Below are 18,388 nucleotides of genomic sequence, written 5' to 3' on the forward strand. Positions count from 1 at the left end.
AACACAATTTATTTTATAACGAGTATTGTATCTAAGTTTTTATCTTGCATATCAGTCAAATATGCATTACTCTTTTTTAAAAAAACAATATACTCCATAATTTCTTTTGTTATTAATTCTCCTGGAGTAACAATTGGTATGCCTGGTGGGTATGCCATTATTGATTCTCCACAAATTCTACCTATGCATGACTTAATATCTATGCTTTCTTTAGATGCATAAAAAGCTTCTCGCGGATTAAGCTCAATAGTTGGATTTATTTGAATCATATTAAACTCATTTAACTTGGTTTCTTTTCTATAATTTTTTTCAATTATAGAAAGAGCCTTAACCAATCTGTCAATATCTGATTTGTTGGTTCCAATAGACACAAGTGCCAAGATATTGTACAAATCGCCTAGTTCTACTTGAATTGAAAACTTTTTATACAACAAATCATACACTTCAAAACCAGTTAAATTTAACCCTTTTACATTTATACATAATTTAGTTTCATCTATAAATTTAACACCTTTTCTTTTTAATATTTCGGTAGACAAAACATCTATTCCATCTATTTTATTTAATCTAGCTTTTGCATATCTAGATAAATTTAATGCTTTTGATAATTGTTCTTCTCCATTTTCAACTAGGTTAACTCTTGCTCCATCTATACTTGCCATAAGTAAATAAGATGCAGATGTAGACTGTAACATGTTGATTGACTGAAGTACTTTTTCAACTCTTATATTTTCTCTATTCAATAAAAGTGCTGAAGATTGTGTCAATGCTCCTCCAGTTTTATGTATACTTACAGCCACCATATCTGCTCCTAAACTTATTGCAGAAGGAGGTAAATCTAAATGAAATGGAAAATGAGCACCATGAGCTTCATCTACTAATACTAAAAGATTATTTTTATGACATAATTCTATGATGCTCTCAAGGTCTGCACAAGCACCATAATAAGTTGGATTAAGTAAAAATAAAGCTTTTATATCGCAGTTTTTCTCTATTTCCTCTTTAACTTTCTCAATAGTAATATTTAAACTTATACCTAATTGCTCATCAAATTCTGGTTGTATAAATATTGGTATTCCTCCACAAAGTATTAAAGCATTTATTACTGACTTATGAATATTTCTTGGTAGCAATACTTTTTCTCCTGGATTTATTACACTTAAAATCATTGCATGTATTGCTTGTGTAGTACCATTAGTTATAAAGAATGCTTCATCAGCCATATAAGCCTGTGCTAATAAATCTTGTGCATTTTTTATGACTCCAGTTGGATTAGATACATTATCCATAGTGGGTGATGAGTTTATATCCATTTTCATGAGATTTTCACCTAGATATTTATTTAATATATCTACACCTCTATTTTTCACATGTCCAGGTACATCAAAGCAAGCTATATCTCTTTTTGAATATTCTTTTAATGATTCCAATAATGGAGCACATTCATAGCTCAATTCAACTGCATTTGCGAACTCACTGTCCATGACTTTAAATTCATCCCCTCTCTATATTCTAATATTTTCATTGTTTTTATTTATTATTTCTATTTTTTATTTTTACTTTTATTAAACTCATGATATTTATTATATTAACAAACAAGTATTTTTACAAGTATTTTTTTATTTCATATCAAAAACCTATACCTTAGTGTTATCAATATTTATAAACTTTTATATTTTTTATTGTTTATATTAATTTTTTTTAAAATTAGTATTTGTAAACTTTCTTATTTTTAGTCAATTTCTTATTTTTATTTTTTTCAAGTTTTACTAACGCTTTAAGTTTAATATTTTTAATTAGTATGTATTCTATTACTAAACTTTTATACTATTTTTATTTTATATATTAAAATCCATAGTTTAGTGTAACTAAATAATTTTCATATTTGTAGATTTAAATTTTTTATAAAAATTATTAAAATTTAATCTAATACTATAGAATAAATTCTATTTGTACAAACAAAAATAGAGTAGTAAATAAATTCACTACTCTAGATTTATAGTATCATAACATTATAGACTTATAGCATTTTTTGTACATTCCTTTATATTTGCTACTTTACTCATAATTATAACTGTTAAAAGTTCTGAAACAGCCATACTTACCCATATTCCATTTACTCCAAATAACTTAGAAAAAACAAGTAGTATAATTGGCAACAGTAGGATTGAACGTAAAACGCCTATAATATTAGAATGTACTGGCATTTCTATCGCCTGATAATACATCATAGTTGTCAAATTCTTCCCAATCATAAGATAGGCTAAATTAGCCATATTAAGTGCAACATAGGCCATTAAAATAATTTCTCTATCACTTGTAAATATTTTTATAATTTCTTTTCCAAATAAAAAACATATTACTGTAAACATTATAGATACAAAGAAACTCATTTTTGTTGCCATATTATAATAGCCTAACATTTTTTTACTTTCTTTAGAACCAAAATTATAGCTTATAAGTGGTTGAACACCTAAAGTTATACCCATTAAGAGATTATAAATATTAGTAGTTACATAGTTTACTACAGCATAAGCAGAAAGACCTACATCTCCAACAACTCTTGTCAAAACTATATTATGTGCAAGTATAATTATTGAAAAAGCACTCTCTGCAAAGAATGAGGGAAATCCTATATTAAATAATTCTTTTAAAACATCCTTTTCTATCTTTGCTGAACCAAAAGATAACTTACCTTTTTTAAACATGAAATGAGGTAACATTATTAAAAGTGTAGATAGTTGACCTAAGCCACTTGCAATTGCTGCACTTTTTACACCAAATCCAAGCTTAAATATAAATAGATAATTTAAAGTTATATGAAATATTGTTCCTGACACAGTAGCTATCATAGCAAGTTTTGGTCTTCCATCATTTCTTAAAAAACTGCAAAAAACAAGACCTAGCAAATTTGGTAGACAGAAAATAGCATAAAATGTTAAATATTCAGAAGATAATCCTACTAAATTTTCTGTTGCTCCCATAATTCTAACTATATGCTCTGAAAAAAGTATACAAATTATTGTAAGAGATAAACTACCTATTATTAAGATTTTTATCACTTGTCTAAATATATTTACAGCCCTTTCATCATCTCTAGAACCAAATTTTTTGGAAACTAGTACTCCTCCTCCAACTGCCATTAAACTGGATAATCCTAAAAATACCATTACAAGAGGCATTACTATACTAACAGCTGTAAGTGCTGAATCGCCTAGTCCTTTTCCCAAAAATATTCCATCTAATATTGTATTAAATGATGATACAAACATAGCAAGAGCTGATGGTATAGCATACTCTAAAAATTTTTTTGCCATTAAAAATCTCCCTCCCATAGATTATTATAATAAATATTATTTCACTATATAAAATACTAATCTATCCTCTGAGGGTAGAGTCAAGTTTTTTTGTATACTATTTTTTTCTTATTTCTAATTGAACCAATGTCTTTTCTTTTGTATCTGAATCTACTCTGGAAAGCATCCATATTTCATTAAAATTTCCAACAAGTTCTATATTATTATTCTTTGCATAATCTATTATTTTTTGATAATAATCATAGGCATTATTCCAATTATCATCATATATAATTGTTAAATATTCACCTGCTGGTAAAATATGCTCATTCTCATATTCTTCTCTTTCTTTAAAATCTACTATATCATCATATAATAATGCTTTACCTTCTTTGATTACTTTCTCATATGAAATACTACCTGAGATTATAGGATATACATCATTATACTTATCTTGAATGTGTAAAATAATATGTCTCAGATACATCTCAAGTTCCACTTCATCCTTTGAATTACATTTATATACATTTACTTTTCTTTCTTTATTGTATTTTATAAATACATTATTTAAATCATATTTTAACAGTTCATTTACTTTAAATTCTATATCATTTAGATAATTTTTCACATCTGATAGTTCTTTTATTTTATTTTCTATCATTTTACTTTGTCTATCAATTGTATTCATCATAGAATCAATTGAACTGTCTGAATCAATTAATTTTTTTATATCTTCAAGAGCCATACCCATAATCTTACAGTACTTAATTACATCTATACTCATAAATTGTTCTCTTGAATAATACCTATATTTATTTTCTTGATTTACATATGCTGGTTTTAATATACCTACTTTATCGTAGTATCTTAGAGTTTTTATTGATAAATCAAAAAGTCTAGACACTTCTCCTATTGAAAAATATGTTTTTATATTATCCCCTCCCTTTATATTTTGCATTAAAATAGTACTACATTAACCTATAAATATCAATATAAAATTAATTGTATTTTTAATTAATTTTATATTGATATTTATATATTAAAAATAATAAAATAATGATAGAATTATAAAAAAATAAGAGAAGCTTTTAAAAGCTTCTCTTATTCCATCTCTGCTATAGGTATCGTTTTCCAATGTTTTCTTAAAATTGCTTCAACATTTTCTGAATCCTTTGCTCTCATAAACTTCACTGCCTCAATATGTTGATTATTGCTGTAAGTTAGCATTTTATACAATTCTTCTTCATTGTCGCTAGTATATGACTTTGACATAAAATTATATCTAAGAGAGTTCAACATATTTATTAACACCTGATTATCTGATTTTGCTATGTATATATCGTGAAATTCATTGCTTAGTTTTAAGTAGTTATTGTAATTTTTATACTTTATAGAGATAGCCATCATTTCTGTTAACTCGTCCATTTTTATTAAATCTGATTCAGTTAAATTTTCTAAAGATGAAGAGCCTGCTAACGCATCTAACATACCAATTACAGAGTATGTGTCTAGTTTTTCCTTTTCCTGAAACTCTTTTACCACAAATCCCTTATTAGGTATCTTTTCTAGTAAATTTTCACCTGCCAACCTCGTTAGTGCTTCCCTTGCTGGTGTTCTACTAACTCCAATAGAGTTACAAATTTCAGATTCAGTAATTCTCTGATTAGCTTCATACTCTCCATTTTGGATTTTTTTTGATATATAGTCATAGACTTGAGTTGTAAGTGGATCTACTTTCATAAGACACTCCTCCATATTAAGATTATAAAAGTTAAATCTCCCTACAACTTCAGTAGAGAGGTTTTGTTTTATCTTACTTATCTATATAATATCATAACTTCTATATTTTTTACACTTCTTTGTATATTTTGAAATACTAAAATTTTTATGATAATTTAAAACAAAAATGTAGCAAAACCTTTGATAAATCAAAATTTTTGCTACATTTTTATTTTTAACTTAAATTATTATACTTAAAATACACTAAAAATAATAAATGATTTAGAATCCATATGAATTTTTAATTCATTGTTTTCTATCTGTATATTTTTATTTATATTTTTAAGATTATACTTTATAGGTATTTCCTCTATAAAGTTACCTTCTATATTTAATGATATATTTTCAGGATTGTTACTTCTATTTATTAAAATCAGTATCCTATCATTATATTCATTAAATCTTATAAATGCAAACACATTGTCATTTTTAGTATATATAAATTCTGTTTCTCCAGAACTTAAAATTTTATTTTTATTCCTGATTTTTATAATATTTTTATAAAAATTTAACATATCTTCATCTTCATTTTTCCATGGATATGTTCTTCTATTGTCTGGGTCTACATCTCCACAAAGACCTGCCTCATCTCCATAGTATATATATGGTACTCCTTCAAATGTCATCTGCGTAGCTACAGCAAGTTTCATCAAATCTATATCATTATTTAATTCAGTTTTAGCTCTTGTGACATCATGTGTTCCAATTAAATTTAAATTAGACTTAAATGATTCTTCTGGATAATTTTCTTTAATTTGCATATATTTATTGCTAAGTTCATATGAATTAATTTCTCCTTTTAAAAATGAAAACATATTATTTCTAAATGGATATCCCATAACAGAATCTAATTCTTCACCTAATAAATAGCTTCTTCTTTGACCATAACTAATCTTATTTGAGGCATCTTCCCATACTTCCCCTATAAGTATAGAGTCATTATCAGCTTCTTTTAGTTCCTTTCTCAGCTCTCTTATAAACTCAGTTGGCAGTTCATCTGCAACATCCAATCGCCATCCTTTAATCCCCATATTCATCCATTTGTTTATGACACTATCCTTGTCATATATTATATAATCCATATAGCTTTTTTCTAATTCATTTGTATTTGGCAAGGTCTTTATATCCCACCAACTTTTATATTTATGAGGAAATTCTTCAAACACATACCATGAATAATATGGTGATTCTTTTGATTGATATGCACCTAAACTATCATAATTTCCATACATATTAAAATACTTACTATCTGCTCCAGTGTGACTAAAAACACCATCAAGTACTATTGATATATCTTTTTCTTTTGCTTTATCAATTAATTCTTTAAATGTATCTTCATCTCCAAACATAGGGTCAATCTTTTTATAATTTCCTGTGTCATACTTGTGATTACTAGAAGCTTCAAATATAGGACTCAGATATAATATACTCACTCCTAATTTTTTTAGATACCCAAGTTTATTAATTATTCCCCTTAAATTTCCACCATGAAAATCCCATCTTATAATATCCCCTCTATTGTCCTTTATGTACATAGGTATATCGTCCCAATTGCCATATATAAAGCTGTTTTTTTTAGGATTATCAACCTTCCCATTACGATTTCCATTGTTAAATCTATCTACAAATATATGGTAAAGTACTCCTTCTTTGTACCAGTTTGGCACTTTAAAGTCTCTATAAACAGTAATTTGATATTTATTGATATCATTATAATTATATTCACAAGTGTATCCATTTTCTCTATTCTTTCCATAGAATACAGTCTTTTTCTCACCATTTATTTCAGCAATCACTTTAAAATAATAAAAATAAACACCAGTTGTATCAAATTTTCCAACCTTACAATAAAAATACTTTCTAAGTGTATTATTGTTTAATTCTTCATTTAAAATTATTGTTTTTGATTCATCTTCTTTGTTTATTTCTAGGGAAATAGACTCAACATTATATCCTTCATTTACTTTGACATTAATCATCAATTCTTCATCAAATTTTAAAGCTCCAAACGGAGCCTTAAAATTTTTATCCCAAGAGTTATATTCTATTATGTTTTGCATTTATAATCACACCCTTTTAAACCAAATGTCTTTTGCATATTCAGAAATTGTTCTATCAGAAGAAAAAAATCCTGAATTAGCTATATTAACCAAAGACATTGTATTCCATTTTTCTTTATCACGATATAGTTTGTTTATATTTGCTTGAGCTTGCCCATAATTTTCAAAATCCCTCAATACAAAGTATTCATCATTGTAAGTGGTAAGTGAATTATAAATACTTCTACCTTCTTCACCTAGGTTAGGAATAAATCCATTTATTAAGTCATCTACTACTCTTTTTATATCCATGTTAGAATGATACAAGTCAAGTGAAGAATATCCACCAAACTTATTATAATTAAGTACTTGCTCTGCACTAAGTCCAAATAAAAACATATTTTCTTTTCCTACTTGTTCACATATTTCTACATTTGCACCATCTAATGTTGCTAAAGTTATAGCACCATTCATCATAAACTTCATATTACTTGTTCCTGATGCTTCTTTTGTTGTCGTTGAAATTTGTTCACTCACATTTGCTGCTGGTATTATTATCTCTGCTAATGATACACCATAATTCTCTATAAATACGACTTTTAACTTGTCCTTTACTCTAACATCATTATTTATAGTACTTGCAACTGAATTTATAAATTTAATTATGCACTTGGCTAAATAATATCCTGGTGCAGCTTTTGCTCCAAATATAAAAGTTCTTGGGTCAATATTTAAATTAGGATTGTCAAGTAATTCATGATACATATGGAGTACATTAAAAATATTCAATAGCTGCCTTTTATAAGCATGCAACCTCTTAACCTGAACATCAAATATAGAATTAGGGTCGATATTTAAATCGTATTTATCATTTATAAAATTTGCTAAATTTACTTTATTATTGTATTTTATATCATCAAGTCTTTTTAAAACAGAAGAATCATTTTTAAATTTTTCAATATTCTTTAGCTGTAAAGTATCTGTTTTCCATGAATCACCAATTAAATCTGTTATTAAATTGCTAAGTTGCGGATTTGAACTTATAAGCCATCGTCTATGTGCAATTCCATTAGTTTTATTGTTAAATTTATTTGGTTCGTCTTGATAAAAATCTTTTAAAACTTCTGTTTCAAGAATTTGAGTATGAAGCTTAGCAACTCCATTTACACTGTGACTTGTTACAATACATAAATTTGCCATATTTATGTTGTCCCAGTCTATTATACTCATTCTTCTTATTTTATCTTGGTCATATCCTTTATTATTTAATTCTTCTACATACCTTCTGTTTATTTCTTCTATTATCATATAAATTCTTGGTAATAACTCTTTTATCATACTTACAGGCCACTTTTCCATTGCTTCTGACATTATAGTATGATTAGTATAAGATACTGTTTTTTTAGTTATCTGCCATGCTTCATCCCAAGATAAGCCTTCTTCATCAAGTAAAATTCTCATAAGTTCTGGTATACACAAGGTAGGATGTGTATCATTTATATGAATTGCCACCTTATCAAATAAATTACTGATGTTTAGTTTATTCTTTTTATACTTCCTTATTATATCTTGTACACCTGCACTTACAAAGAAATACTCTTGCTTCAGTCTCAATAATTTTCCTGCATAATTTGAATCATCAGGATACAACACCTGTGAAATTTCTTCAGTATAGTACTTGTGTTTTAGGGCCTCTTCATAACTTCCTGAATAATTTAGAGCATTTGAAGTAAGTTCTCCAAAGTCTCTTTTTGGTATCTCACTTTTAAATAATCTTAAAGTATTGATACACTGATTTTGGTATCCGATTATTGGTATATCATAAGGCATTGCCATTACAGGAAGATAGTTTTTATGGACTACTTTTAAATGGTTTCCCTCCTTAATCAACTCTACTTCTCCACCAAACTTTACCATCGTCGCTTCATTTGGTCTTACAGTTTCCCATGCATAGCGTCCTTCTGTAAGCCAGTTATCAGGTACTTCGACCTGATAACCATTTACAAATTTTTGTTCAAATAAACCGTATTTATATCTAATTCCATATCCTTGACCACTTATGTTCAAAGATGCCATAGAATCTAAAAAACATGCTGCTAATCTTCCAAGACCACCATTCCCTATAGCTGGGTCTACCTCAGCTTTGATTAAATCATCTAAGTTAATTCCTAATTCTAGTAATCCTTCTCTAACTTCTTCTTCAATATTTAAATTTAGTAAATTAGATTTTAATTGTCTTCCTATTAAAAACTCTAGACTAAAATAATAAACCTCTTTTTTCTTATCTAATTTCGTAGCAACCCATTTTTTTGCTATTTCATCTTTCAGTAGACTACATAATACATTTAACAATTGTTCATCAGTAGCTTCCTTGATAGACTGTGCATATAAGCTATACATTTTCACTTCAAATTTTTGCTTGAATTTCTTTTTGCTTATTGTTACCAAAAAAACCACTCCTTTAATCACATATGTCTCTATATGTTTCTATATACTCCTTAGCTGATTTTTTCCAACTATTATCAGTATTCATTGCATTTTCAACTACTTTAATCCATTTTTCTTTATCTTTAAAAACTTTAATTGCATTTTGCAAACAGAAAAACATCTCATGAGCATTGTAATTTTTAAAACTAAATCCATTACCTTCTCCAGTAAATTGATTGTAAGGTATTACAGTATCTTTAAGTCCTCCAGTTTCTCTAACTACTGGTAAAGAACCATATCTCATAGCTAGCATTTGACCTATACCACAAGGTTCAAATAGTGATGGCATCAAGAATATATCACTTGCAGCATAAATTTGTTGAGCCAACGATGCATTGAATGTAATTCTAGCAGATACTTTATCTGAAAAATTAGAATCATAATAATTAAACATTGATTGATATTGATGTTCCCCAGTTCCTAAAATGACAATTTGTAAATCTTCCCTCATAAGCTCAGGCATCATATAGGCTATTAAATCAAATCCTTTTTGAGAAACTAGTCTTGAAACTATCCCTATTAATGGAATAGATGAATCCTTTTTTAATCCTAATATATCTTGTAATCTTAATTTATTTTCCAATTTTTTCTCAATAGAATTTACATTGTAATTGACAAATATATCCTTATCTTTCTCAGGGTTATTCAGGTCATAATCTATGCCATTTAATATCCCTTTTAATTTGCCTGATTCCTTTCTAAGTAAACCATCTAATTGTTCTCCATAAAAAGATGTTTGTATCTCATTTGCATAAGTAGGACTAACAGTTATAACTTTATCTGCAAAATTTATTCCAGCTTTCATAAAATTTATTGAACCATAATACTCTATATCTCCATTATCAAAATATTTTTCAGGTAAATCTAATATATCATTTAAGACATACTTATCAAATACACCTTGATATTGTAGATTATGTATAGTATACATAGTTTTTATATTTTTATACCCCTCAAGGGTTGCATATCTCTCTTTTAAAATTAATGGTAACATACCTGTGTGCCAATCATTTATATGTATTACATCTGGATAAAAGTCAATTCTACTTATAGCTTCTAAGACAGCATCTGTAAAGAATGTATATCTTTCTGCATCATCTCCATACCCATAAATACTCTTTCTCTCATCTTCTCTTCTAAAATAAAATTCATTGTCTATAAAATAAAATTTAACACCATCTAGTTCCATTTCTAAAAGACCACAATATTGATTTCTCCATCCAACGCGTACACTAAAAACGGCTATTTCTTTTAATTGATCTTTTAAATAACTTGGTATAGTTGAATATTTAGGCATTATTACCCTTACATCTACACCTTCTTTTTTTAATTCTTTAGGCAATGCATAAGATACATCTCCTAATCCTCCAGTTTTAGCAAAGGGCCAACACTCTGCTGTTACATAAAAAACCTTCACTAGCTATTCCCCCTTCTAAAAAATATTTTTATATATTCGTATTTTTTTCTACTACAATAGGATATTTTTCATCTCCTTTTAACTCTTTTCCTTTTGATACACTTGTATTTTTATCTAGTATTGCATTATATAGTTTTGCATTTGACTTTATTACACAATTTTGCATTACTATTGAGTTTTCTATAACTGTTCCTTTTTCAACATTAACTTTTCTAAATATAATGCTATCTTTTACAGTACCTTCTATTAAGCAACCTGATGCTATAAAACTATTTTCTACCTTTGCACTATCTGTGTAAATTGTAGGTGACTCATTCTTTTCTTTAGTAAATATTTTTCTTTCAGAATACAGTAATTCATCAGCCACTTCTATTTCTAATAAATCTTTGCTCATTTGAAAATATGATTCAACAGAATTTACACATTTCAAATATCCTGTATACTCATAAGCTCCTATTTTCATATTTTCTGCTTCTTCAACAATGAACTCTTCTAAATAACAATAATTCCCTTTATTTACAATATTATATATACATTCTACAAAATCTTCACGTTTCATAATATATGTTTCCATACATATATTTGCTCTAGGGAATTTTCCTAAATTATTTCCTACATTTATTACTCTGTTATTACTATCTAAGTTTAAGGTTAGATTACCAGCAAAATCTTTATTTGCATTGTTTACATTTTTATATATTATAGTTATATCATTATGAGATTTTTTATGGTACTCCAAAGCCTGAGAGTAATCTAGGTTACATAACATATAACTTGGAGCTATTAAAATGTATTCTTCTTCACTTTTCTCTATATAATCAAGATTAGCTAGTATTGTGTATATATCTCCTTCTCTATGTGAGTAAGTATTTCTATACTTAGTATTTTCTGGGCTAAAAATTGATAAACCGCCCTTTTTTCTACTTAAATCCCAATCTTTTCCACTACCTATATGGTCTGTCAATGATCTATACTTTTCTTTTGCGAATATTCCAACTTTTGTGATTCCTGAATTTATCATATTAGATAGAGCAAAGTCTATTATTCTATATCTTCCAGCTATTGGTGTAGAAGCTATCGGTCTTCCATAATTAAGTTTATTTATTGCAGGGTCTCCTTTTTTGTTTAAATTTATTATACCTAAACATTCATTTCTCATCTTAAAGACCTCCTTCTATTAATACGCATCTAGGCTCTATATTTTCATATTCAGAAACTACATTTATCTCATTATTTACATTTTTTATCTGAACATTGTCATTTATAGTTGCACATTCACCTATCATAGCTTTTTCTATAGTTACATTTTCTCCTATTACAACATTTGGCATGATTACTGAATCAATTACTTTACTTCCTTTTCCAACAACAACTCCATGTGATAATACAGAGTTTCCTACTTCTCCTAAAATTCTACAACCATCAGCTATCATTGATCTATGAACATTTGCACTTTTGCCTATATATTGAGGAGGCATTGCCATTGTATTTGTATATATCTTCCATTTAGGGTCTGATAAATCCAGTGTTTCTGGAGATTTAATTATATCCATATTTGCATCCCATAAACTTTGTATAGTTCCTACGTCTCTCCAATACCCCTTAAATGGATATGCATACATTCCAACATTATCCTCTAACATTTTAGGTATTAAATTCTTTCCAAAATCATCATAATTTATATCTGAATTTTTTTCTGCTTCTTTAAAATAACTTCTCAACATTTTCCAATCAAATATGTATACTCCCATAGATGCCAAATTACTTTTAGGTTCACCTGGCTTTTCTTCAAATTCATAAATACTTGAATCTTCATTTGTATTCATTATGCCAAATCTAGAAGCTTCATCCCAAGGTACTTCAATTACTGCAATCGTAGCCTTAGAGCCTTTTTCTTTATGAAATTTTAGCATTTTACTATAATCCATCTTATATATATGGTCACCAGATAATATTAATACATATTCTGGATTATAGGTATCTACAAAATCCATATTCTGATATATAGCATGTGCTGTACCATTATACCAATTTCCCTCTTTTTCATTCATAAATGGTTGTAATACATATACTCCACCATTTATTCTGTCTAAATCCCAATGACTTCCCATACCTATATGAGAATTTAATATCAGTGGTCTATATTGAGTTAAAACACCTACAGTATCTATACCAGAATTTGAACAATTACTTAAAACAAAGTCAATAATTCTGTACTTTCCTCCAAATGATACAGCTGGTTTTGCAATTCTCTTTGTGAAAACTCCAAGTCTTGAACCTTGCCCCCCTGCCAAAATCATAGCTAACATCTCTTTTTTCATTTAATGACACTCCCCTCATCTAGTAATTAATATTTATAATTGCATTTTTACCTTTATAAACTTTTAGTCAATAAATGTTGTGTATAAATTTTGCCCAAATGATAATGTAATAAGAGTAAAATAATATAAACTATACAATTTCTATAATGTATACCCCATAATTACTTTATTGAAGTATACATTATTTTCCATAAGTGCTATAGTACTTATAATATTCAATTCCTAGTTAGAAAATAATATAAACATTTATTTTATAGATATAAAAAATATTTTTTATAAATCAATTTATATCATACAAACATACTTAAATTTTTATGCTTTTTTGATTTGATAATAATAGAACATAATATGACATGATTATCTAAAAATCTTTAAATAATTACTAGCTAATTTTATTTTTTGTTATTTGCTCATCTATGATTAAATCAGTGAATTATAAAATTTTAGTTCTATTGTTAGACATATTCATTATGTTTGATATTTTTATAACTATATATGTTATCAATATAAATATCCAAATTAAAGTTACTTTCTTTTCCTATATGTTTTATTTAATATTATATAACACTTTTTACATTAGTAAAGGGTAAATTGTATAAAAATTCTGTTAATTTATTTTTAAAATCGCGTTTTATAAATAAAAACAAAGAAGAAGACCTAAAAAACTATAAGTCTTCTTCTTTTCAATGTGCATTCTATACTATATTTAATTAATTCGACATTTAATTTCCATTTCCTTCCTACTATAAAAAAACTCTTTTATTTTTTTAATGAATCATTTCCACTAAATGCATCTTTTACATCTAATATATCATTTTTATCATCACTCATGACTTCTTTTATTCCTTTGAATGTTCCTAAGAAATTAACTGCTTCTGAAGGTAAAACCAATTTTGTTGACTTACCTTCAGCCATTTTTTCAAGTGCTTCCATAGATTTTAATGCTAAGATATTATTGTCAATGTCAGACTCTTTCATAGCTGAAAATACTAATTTCAAACCTTCTGCAGTAGCCATTTGAGTTCTTTTAATCATTTCAGCTTCACCTTGTGCTTTAGCAATAGCTGTTTGTCTTATAGCCTCAGCTTCACCTTCTGCTACCAATATAGCAGACTCTTTTTCTCCTTCTGCTACACGTACCATAGCTTCTTTTCTTGCTTCTGCTGTTAATATAGCAGATTGTTTTTCTCCTTCTGCTTGTAATATAGCAGCTGACTTATTACCTTCTGCTTGAAGTATTGCTTCTCTTCTTTCTCTTTCCGCTCTCATTTGCTTTTCCATCGCAACTTGAATATCATGAGGAGGCATTATGTTCTTTAACTCTACTCTATTTACTTTTATTCCCCATTTATCTGTTGCTTCATCAAGGATTGTTCTCATTTTTACATTTATTATATCTCTTGATGTTAGTGTTTCATCTAAATCAAGTTCACCAATTATATTTCTTAAAGTTGTAGCTGTTAGATTTTCAATAGCAGCTATTGGATTTGCTATTTCAAATACATATCTAACTGGGTCTGTAACTTTATAATATACAACTGTATCAATCTGCATAGTTACATTATCTTTAGTTATAACTGGCTGAGGTGGGAAATCTATTACAATTTCTCTCAAGTCAATCACATATGCCATTTTATCTAAAAATGGTATCAAGAAATGTACTCCTGTTTCAGCCACTTTTTGAAACTTACCAAGTCGCATTATTATACCTACTTTAGATTGTTTTATTACTCTTATACAAGTTAAACTTATTGCTACTACTACTATTATTAATACAATACTTAAAACAACTTTCATGCCCATAAATATATCCTCCTTTTATTTTATTGATTCGTCACACTAGTTGCAGAATTTACTTTTTTAACAACTAGTTTTACCCCTTCTATTTTTAATACTTCTACTGTAGAGCCCTTATCAATCTTTTCATCATCTATAGAAATAGCAGTCCATGTTTCATGTTCAACTACAACTAAACCAGTTTGATTTGGAGAAATTTCCTCTGTAACAACACCTTTTTTAGATATCATTGCTTGTAAATTGGTATTAGATTTATAAGTTTTATCTTTTTTTACAATTTTCTTAGTAGCTACAACTAACATAGCTATAGAAATTACAGCAAATATTAAAACTTGTAAAAATATACTCTTTATAAAAGTACTTAAAAATATAAGTATTACTGCTCCCACACTAAACCATATTAGTGTTAAGCTTGGAGTCAACATTTCTGCTATTCCAAATAAGACTGCTACTATTAACCATATCAACTTCATACTATCTACCCTCTTTTCATATGAATTATCAAACACTATATAAATCATATTCTTTATACAATATATTTGAATATGATTTTAAACAATCAACCAAAAACCAATAAAATAAGTCAATTTGAGATTAATTTAATAGTATTATATCAGCATACTTTGTTAAAGTTGTTACAAAGTAGTATCAAATATTAGTAATTAAATAATCAAAAACTTGTTCATTGTTAACGAAATGTTACTTATTAAATCTGTTGCATTTACTGTATACATACTTTTTCCTAACTTATCTCCTATATAACCATGTACATATGCTCCACTCACTGTAGCTTCAAGTATATCCATACCTTGACCTACAAAAGAAGTAATCATACCAAGTAAACAGTCTCCTATTCCACCAGTTGCCATACAACTATTTCCTGTAGGATTTATATATGTTTCTTTACCATCTGTTATGATAGTTTGATATCCTTTTAAAAGAACAACTACATTGTATTTTTGAGCAAATTCTTTTGCCACATCTACTCTATGTTCTCTTATATACCCAATTGAGTCACCTGTCAACCTGGCCATTTCTCCCAGATGTGGAGTAATTACAAACTTATTTTTCCACTCTAAAAACTTATAGCATCTATCCTTCATAACATTTAATCCATCTGCATCCAATATTATTGGACAACTAGAGTTTTCTACTACTCTAAGTAATCTCTCAAAAGTTTTGTGATTATCTCCCATTCCTGGACCAAAACCAATTGCATTGCTAGAACTCAATAGTTTATCAACTCTCTCTTCTTCAAAATTTACAGTCATTGCTTCAGTGAGTCTAATAGATACTTTTTCTTGTACATCTTTACTACTAATCAAAGTTACAAGACCACTTCCACTTTTAACAGCAGATTCAGTTGCTATGAAACTAGCCCCATAAAATCCTTTTGAGCCTGCAACTATAGATACTTTTCCAAAATCACTTTTAAATCCATTCTTATCTCTTCTTCTAATATTATTTTTTACAAAACTCTCATCAGTTATGAATTCATCATTATGGTATTTTCTTGTAATAAAATCTGGAATACCTATTTTTTCTACAATTACATCCCCAATAAGTGAGTTTACATCATAATTTAAAAAACCTCTTTTATAAAACTCAAAACTAATTGTTTTTTTTGCTTTAATACAAATTCCAAGTATACTTCCTTTGTCACTATCTATACCAGATGGTATATCTATAGAATATGTATTTTTGCTGTTATCATTTACTATATCAATTACTTCTTTAAAAATACCAGTTATTTCTCTCTTTAGTCCTGTTCCAAATATTGCATCTATTACAACATCACTTTTAGATACTGCTTCCTTAAACATTGTTAAATTTTTATTTTTAATTATACTCTGTTTTTCTGTTTCAATAATTTTATCTACTTTATTTTTATTTATATAGTCATTATATTCCTCGCTTAAATCATTTTTATCAATATTTATAATATTAATCCCCATATTTAAAAGTATATTATAATTGATTTTAGAACATTCACTTAGTTTCTTGATATTACCAATTAAAAAGACATTTACATTTTTTTCTTTTAGCTTTAAATGTCTTGCTATTCCAAGACCATCTCCACCATTATTTCCAACACCACATACAATTGTATAATCATTATATATATCTATATCCATGTTTCTCATTGCAGATATTACTGCATTTTCCATCAATACAATCATTGGAATTCCCAATTCTTCTACGCATGCATTATCAACACTTCTACTTAAATTCGCTGTACCTATCAACACATATCATCACTCCTATAAAATTAAATACTTCCTAAAATATTTAAATAAAAACATATAAATATCTACTGAAGTCTTTTTAATCTTGTAAACATCTTGAATAAAAACATCAAAAATAAGATTCCTAAAAATAATTAAAAAAATAATAAAAATTCTGAATTGAAATAATCATTCAATTTATTATATCATATAATTTTGGTCATTATATTACTTCAAAATCTATTTTCATTAATTCTATAAAAAGTTTACCTTTTGCTCAATTTGTTTCTAAAGTCCAAATGAATTTTAATTTTTATTTATAAATTAAAATTTAAGAAAACTACCCAATCCTATACATAAAACTTTTTTTATTCGAACTCAATTTTCTGACAATTTAATAATTTTTCAAAATTTATTGTTGACTTTTATTTTTTACTGTATTAAACTAATTACTATACAAAATATAAAACAAAATTTTCAAAATTATTAAATTAAAAGGAGAGGTAAATATGAAGACTTTATTAAACAAACAAGTACGATTTTTTAGTAGCCAATTTAGTTAGGGTTTGTAGCTAAGTTAAGACAAATTGTCATAACATAGATACAGACCCCTTAGGATTACCATTTTTAAGGATTGTATCTATGTTGGCTATAGTGATTGTTGTTAAAGTTTTTATTTTATCATCATATTATAGAGAGCCACATGGATTATACTGTGTGGCTCATTCGTGTTTTTGCCATACAGTTATATGTACTGTGTGGTTTTTTTATATCCAAAATTTAATTTTCAATTATATTTAAAAAATTATTTTAAAATATTTTCAAAGGGGTGTTTTATTTATGTCAGGTATTATATCTGTAATGACACAAAGTTTAATTTTATCAATCATGGCACTGGGGGTTTATATAACTTACAAAATCTTAGATTTTCCCGATATGTCTGCTGATGGTAGCTACACAATGGGAGCTTCTATTGTAGCATTTTCTCTTACTAATGGGATTTCTCCTATAGTAGCAACTTTAATGG

At 27.3% G+C, this 18,388-nt stretch carries 13 protein-coding genes; 1 reads left to right on the forward strand and 12 read right to left on the reverse strand.

Annotated features, from left to right (window positions below; all coding sequences use genetic code 11):
* Positions 1-8 precede the first annotated feature (8 nt).
* The 12 genes from IC214_RS06110 to IC214_RS06165 form a co-directional block, all read right to left on the reverse strand.
* Positions 9-1,484, reverse strand: coding sequence for an aminotransferase class I/II-fold pyridoxal phosphate-dependent enzyme (locus tag IC214_RS06110; protein WP_227482950.1), 1,476 nt, complete (start codon positions 1,482-1,484; stop codon positions 9-11).
* Between the two features lie 528 nt (positions 1,485-2,012).
* Positions 2,013-3,317 (reverse strand): MATE family efflux transporter, encoded by a 1,305-nt coding sequence (locus tag IC214_RS06115; RefSeq protein ID WP_227482951.1) that lies wholly within the window; start codon positions 3,315-3,317, stop codon positions 2,013-2,015.
* 97 nt (positions 3,318-3,414) lie between these two features.
* Entirely contained in the window at positions 3,415-4,254 is an 840-nt protein-coding gene (locus IC214_RS06120; RefSeq protein ID WP_227834712.1) for a MerR family transcriptional regulator, read from the reverse strand.
* Positions 4,255-4,397: 143 nt separating this feature from the next.
* On the reverse strand, positions 4,398-5,036 hold the full coding sequence (locus tag IC214_RS06125) for a GntR family transcriptional regulator (protein ID WP_227436760.1): 639 nt from the start codon (positions 5,034-5,036) through the stop codon (positions 4,398-4,400).
* A gap of 233 nt (positions 5,037-5,269) precedes the next feature.
* Positions 5,270-7,135 (reverse strand): glycoside hydrolase family 13 protein, encoded by a 1,866-nt coding sequence (locus IC214_RS06130; protein WP_227866388.1) that lies wholly within the window; start codon positions 7,133-7,135, stop codon positions 5,270-5,272.
* 6 nt (positions 7,136-7,141) lie between these two features.
* Positions 7,142-9,562 carry a glycogen/starch/alpha-glucan phosphorylase gene (locus IC214_RS06135; RefSeq protein ID WP_227482953.1) on the reverse strand — a complete coding sequence of 807 codons (2,421 nt, stop codon included), beginning with the start codon at positions 9,560-9,562 and terminating at the stop codon, positions 7,142-7,144.
* A 13-nt stretch (positions 9,563-9,575) separates the two neighbouring features.
* Positions 9,576-11,018 (reverse strand): glycogen synthase GlgA, encoded by a 1,443-nt coding sequence (gene glgA, locus IC214_RS06140; protein ID WP_227824764.1) that lies wholly within the window; start codon positions 11,016-11,018, stop codon positions 9,576-9,578.
* 28 nt (positions 11,019-11,046) lie between these two features.
* The gene (glgD, locus tag IC214_RS06145; protein ID WP_227436767.1) at positions 11,047-12,177 is read right to left on the reverse strand and encodes a glucose-1-phosphate adenylyltransferase subunit GlgD; all 1,131 of its coding nucleotides are present in this window, start codon (positions 12,175-12,177) and stop codon (positions 11,047-11,049) included.
* A gap of 1 nt (position 12,178) precedes the next feature.
* Positions 12,179-13,339, reverse strand: a complete 1,161-nt coding sequence (locus tag IC214_RS06150; protein ID WP_227436768.1) for a glucose-1-phosphate adenylyltransferase — start codon at positions 13,337-13,339, stop codon at positions 12,179-12,181.
* Between the two features lie 759 nt (positions 13,340-14,098).
* Positions 14,099-15,142 carry an SPFH domain-containing protein gene (locus IC214_RS06155; RefSeq protein WP_227436770.1) on the reverse strand — a complete coding sequence of 348 codons (1,044 nt, stop codon included), beginning with the start codon at positions 15,140-15,142 and terminating at the stop codon, positions 14,099-14,101.
* A 20-nt stretch (positions 15,143-15,162) separates the two neighbouring features.
* Complete coding sequence (locus IC214_RS06160) at positions 15,163-15,609, reverse strand: NfeD family protein (protein WP_227436772.1); 447 nt, start codon at positions 15,607-15,609, stop codon at positions 15,163-15,165.
* Positions 15,610-15,798: 189 nt separating this feature from the next.
* Entirely contained in the window at positions 15,799-17,385 is a 1,587-nt protein-coding gene (locus IC214_RS06165; protein ID WP_227866389.1) for an NAD(P)H-hydrate dehydratase, read from the reverse strand.
* Positions 17,386-18,201: 816 nt separating this feature from the next.
* Here IC214_RS06165 and IC214_RS06170 point away from each other — a divergent pair.
* Positions 18,202-18,388, forward strand: a 187-nt coding sequence (locus tag IC214_RS06170; protein WP_413926624.1) for an ABC transporter permease subunit, incomplete at its 3' end; no start/stop codon positions are given.

Source organism: Clostridioides sp. ES-S-0190-01 (assembly GCF_020658275.1).
Taxonomy (GTDB): Bacteria; Bacillota; Clostridia; order Peptostreptococcales; family Peptostreptococcaceae; genus Clostridioides.

Bases quoted from the DNA above. Each gene is read 5' to 3' on its own strand.
- IC214_RS06150 (WP_227436768.1), bottom strand. From the start codon at position 13,339: ATGAAAAAAGAGATGTTAGCTATGATTTTGGCAGGGGGGCAAGGTTCA.
- IC214_RS06115 (WP_227482951.1), bottom strand. From the start codon at position 3,317: ATGGCAAAAAAATTTTTAGAGTATGCTATACCATCAGCTCTTGCTATG.
- IC214_RS06130 (WP_227866388.1), bottom strand. From the start codon at position 7,135: ATGCAAAACATAATAGAATATAACTCTTGGGATAAAAATTTTAAGGCT.
- IC214_RS06125 (WP_227436760.1), bottom strand. From the start codon at position 5,036: ATGAAAGTAGATCCACTTACAACTCAAGTCTATGACTATATATCAAAA.
- IC214_RS06120 (WP_227834712.1), bottom strand. From the start codon at position 4,254: ATGCAAAATATAAAGGGAGGGGATAATATAAAAACATATTTTTCAATA.
- IC214_RS06160 (WP_227436772.1), bottom strand. From the start codon at position 15,609: ATGAAGTTGATATGGTTAATAGTAGCAGTCTTATTTGGAATAGCAGAA.
- glgD (WP_227436767.1), bottom strand. From the start codon at position 12,177: ATGAGAAATGAATGTTTAGGTATAATAAATTTAAACAAAAAAGGAGAC.
- IC214_RS06155 (WP_227436770.1), bottom strand. From the start codon at position 15,142: ATGGGCATGAAAGTTGTTTTAAGTATTGTATTAATAATAGTAGTAGTA.
- IC214_RS06110 (WP_227482950.1), bottom strand. From the start codon at position 1,484: ATGGACAGTGAGTTCGCAAATGCAGTTGAATTGAGCTATGAATGTGCT.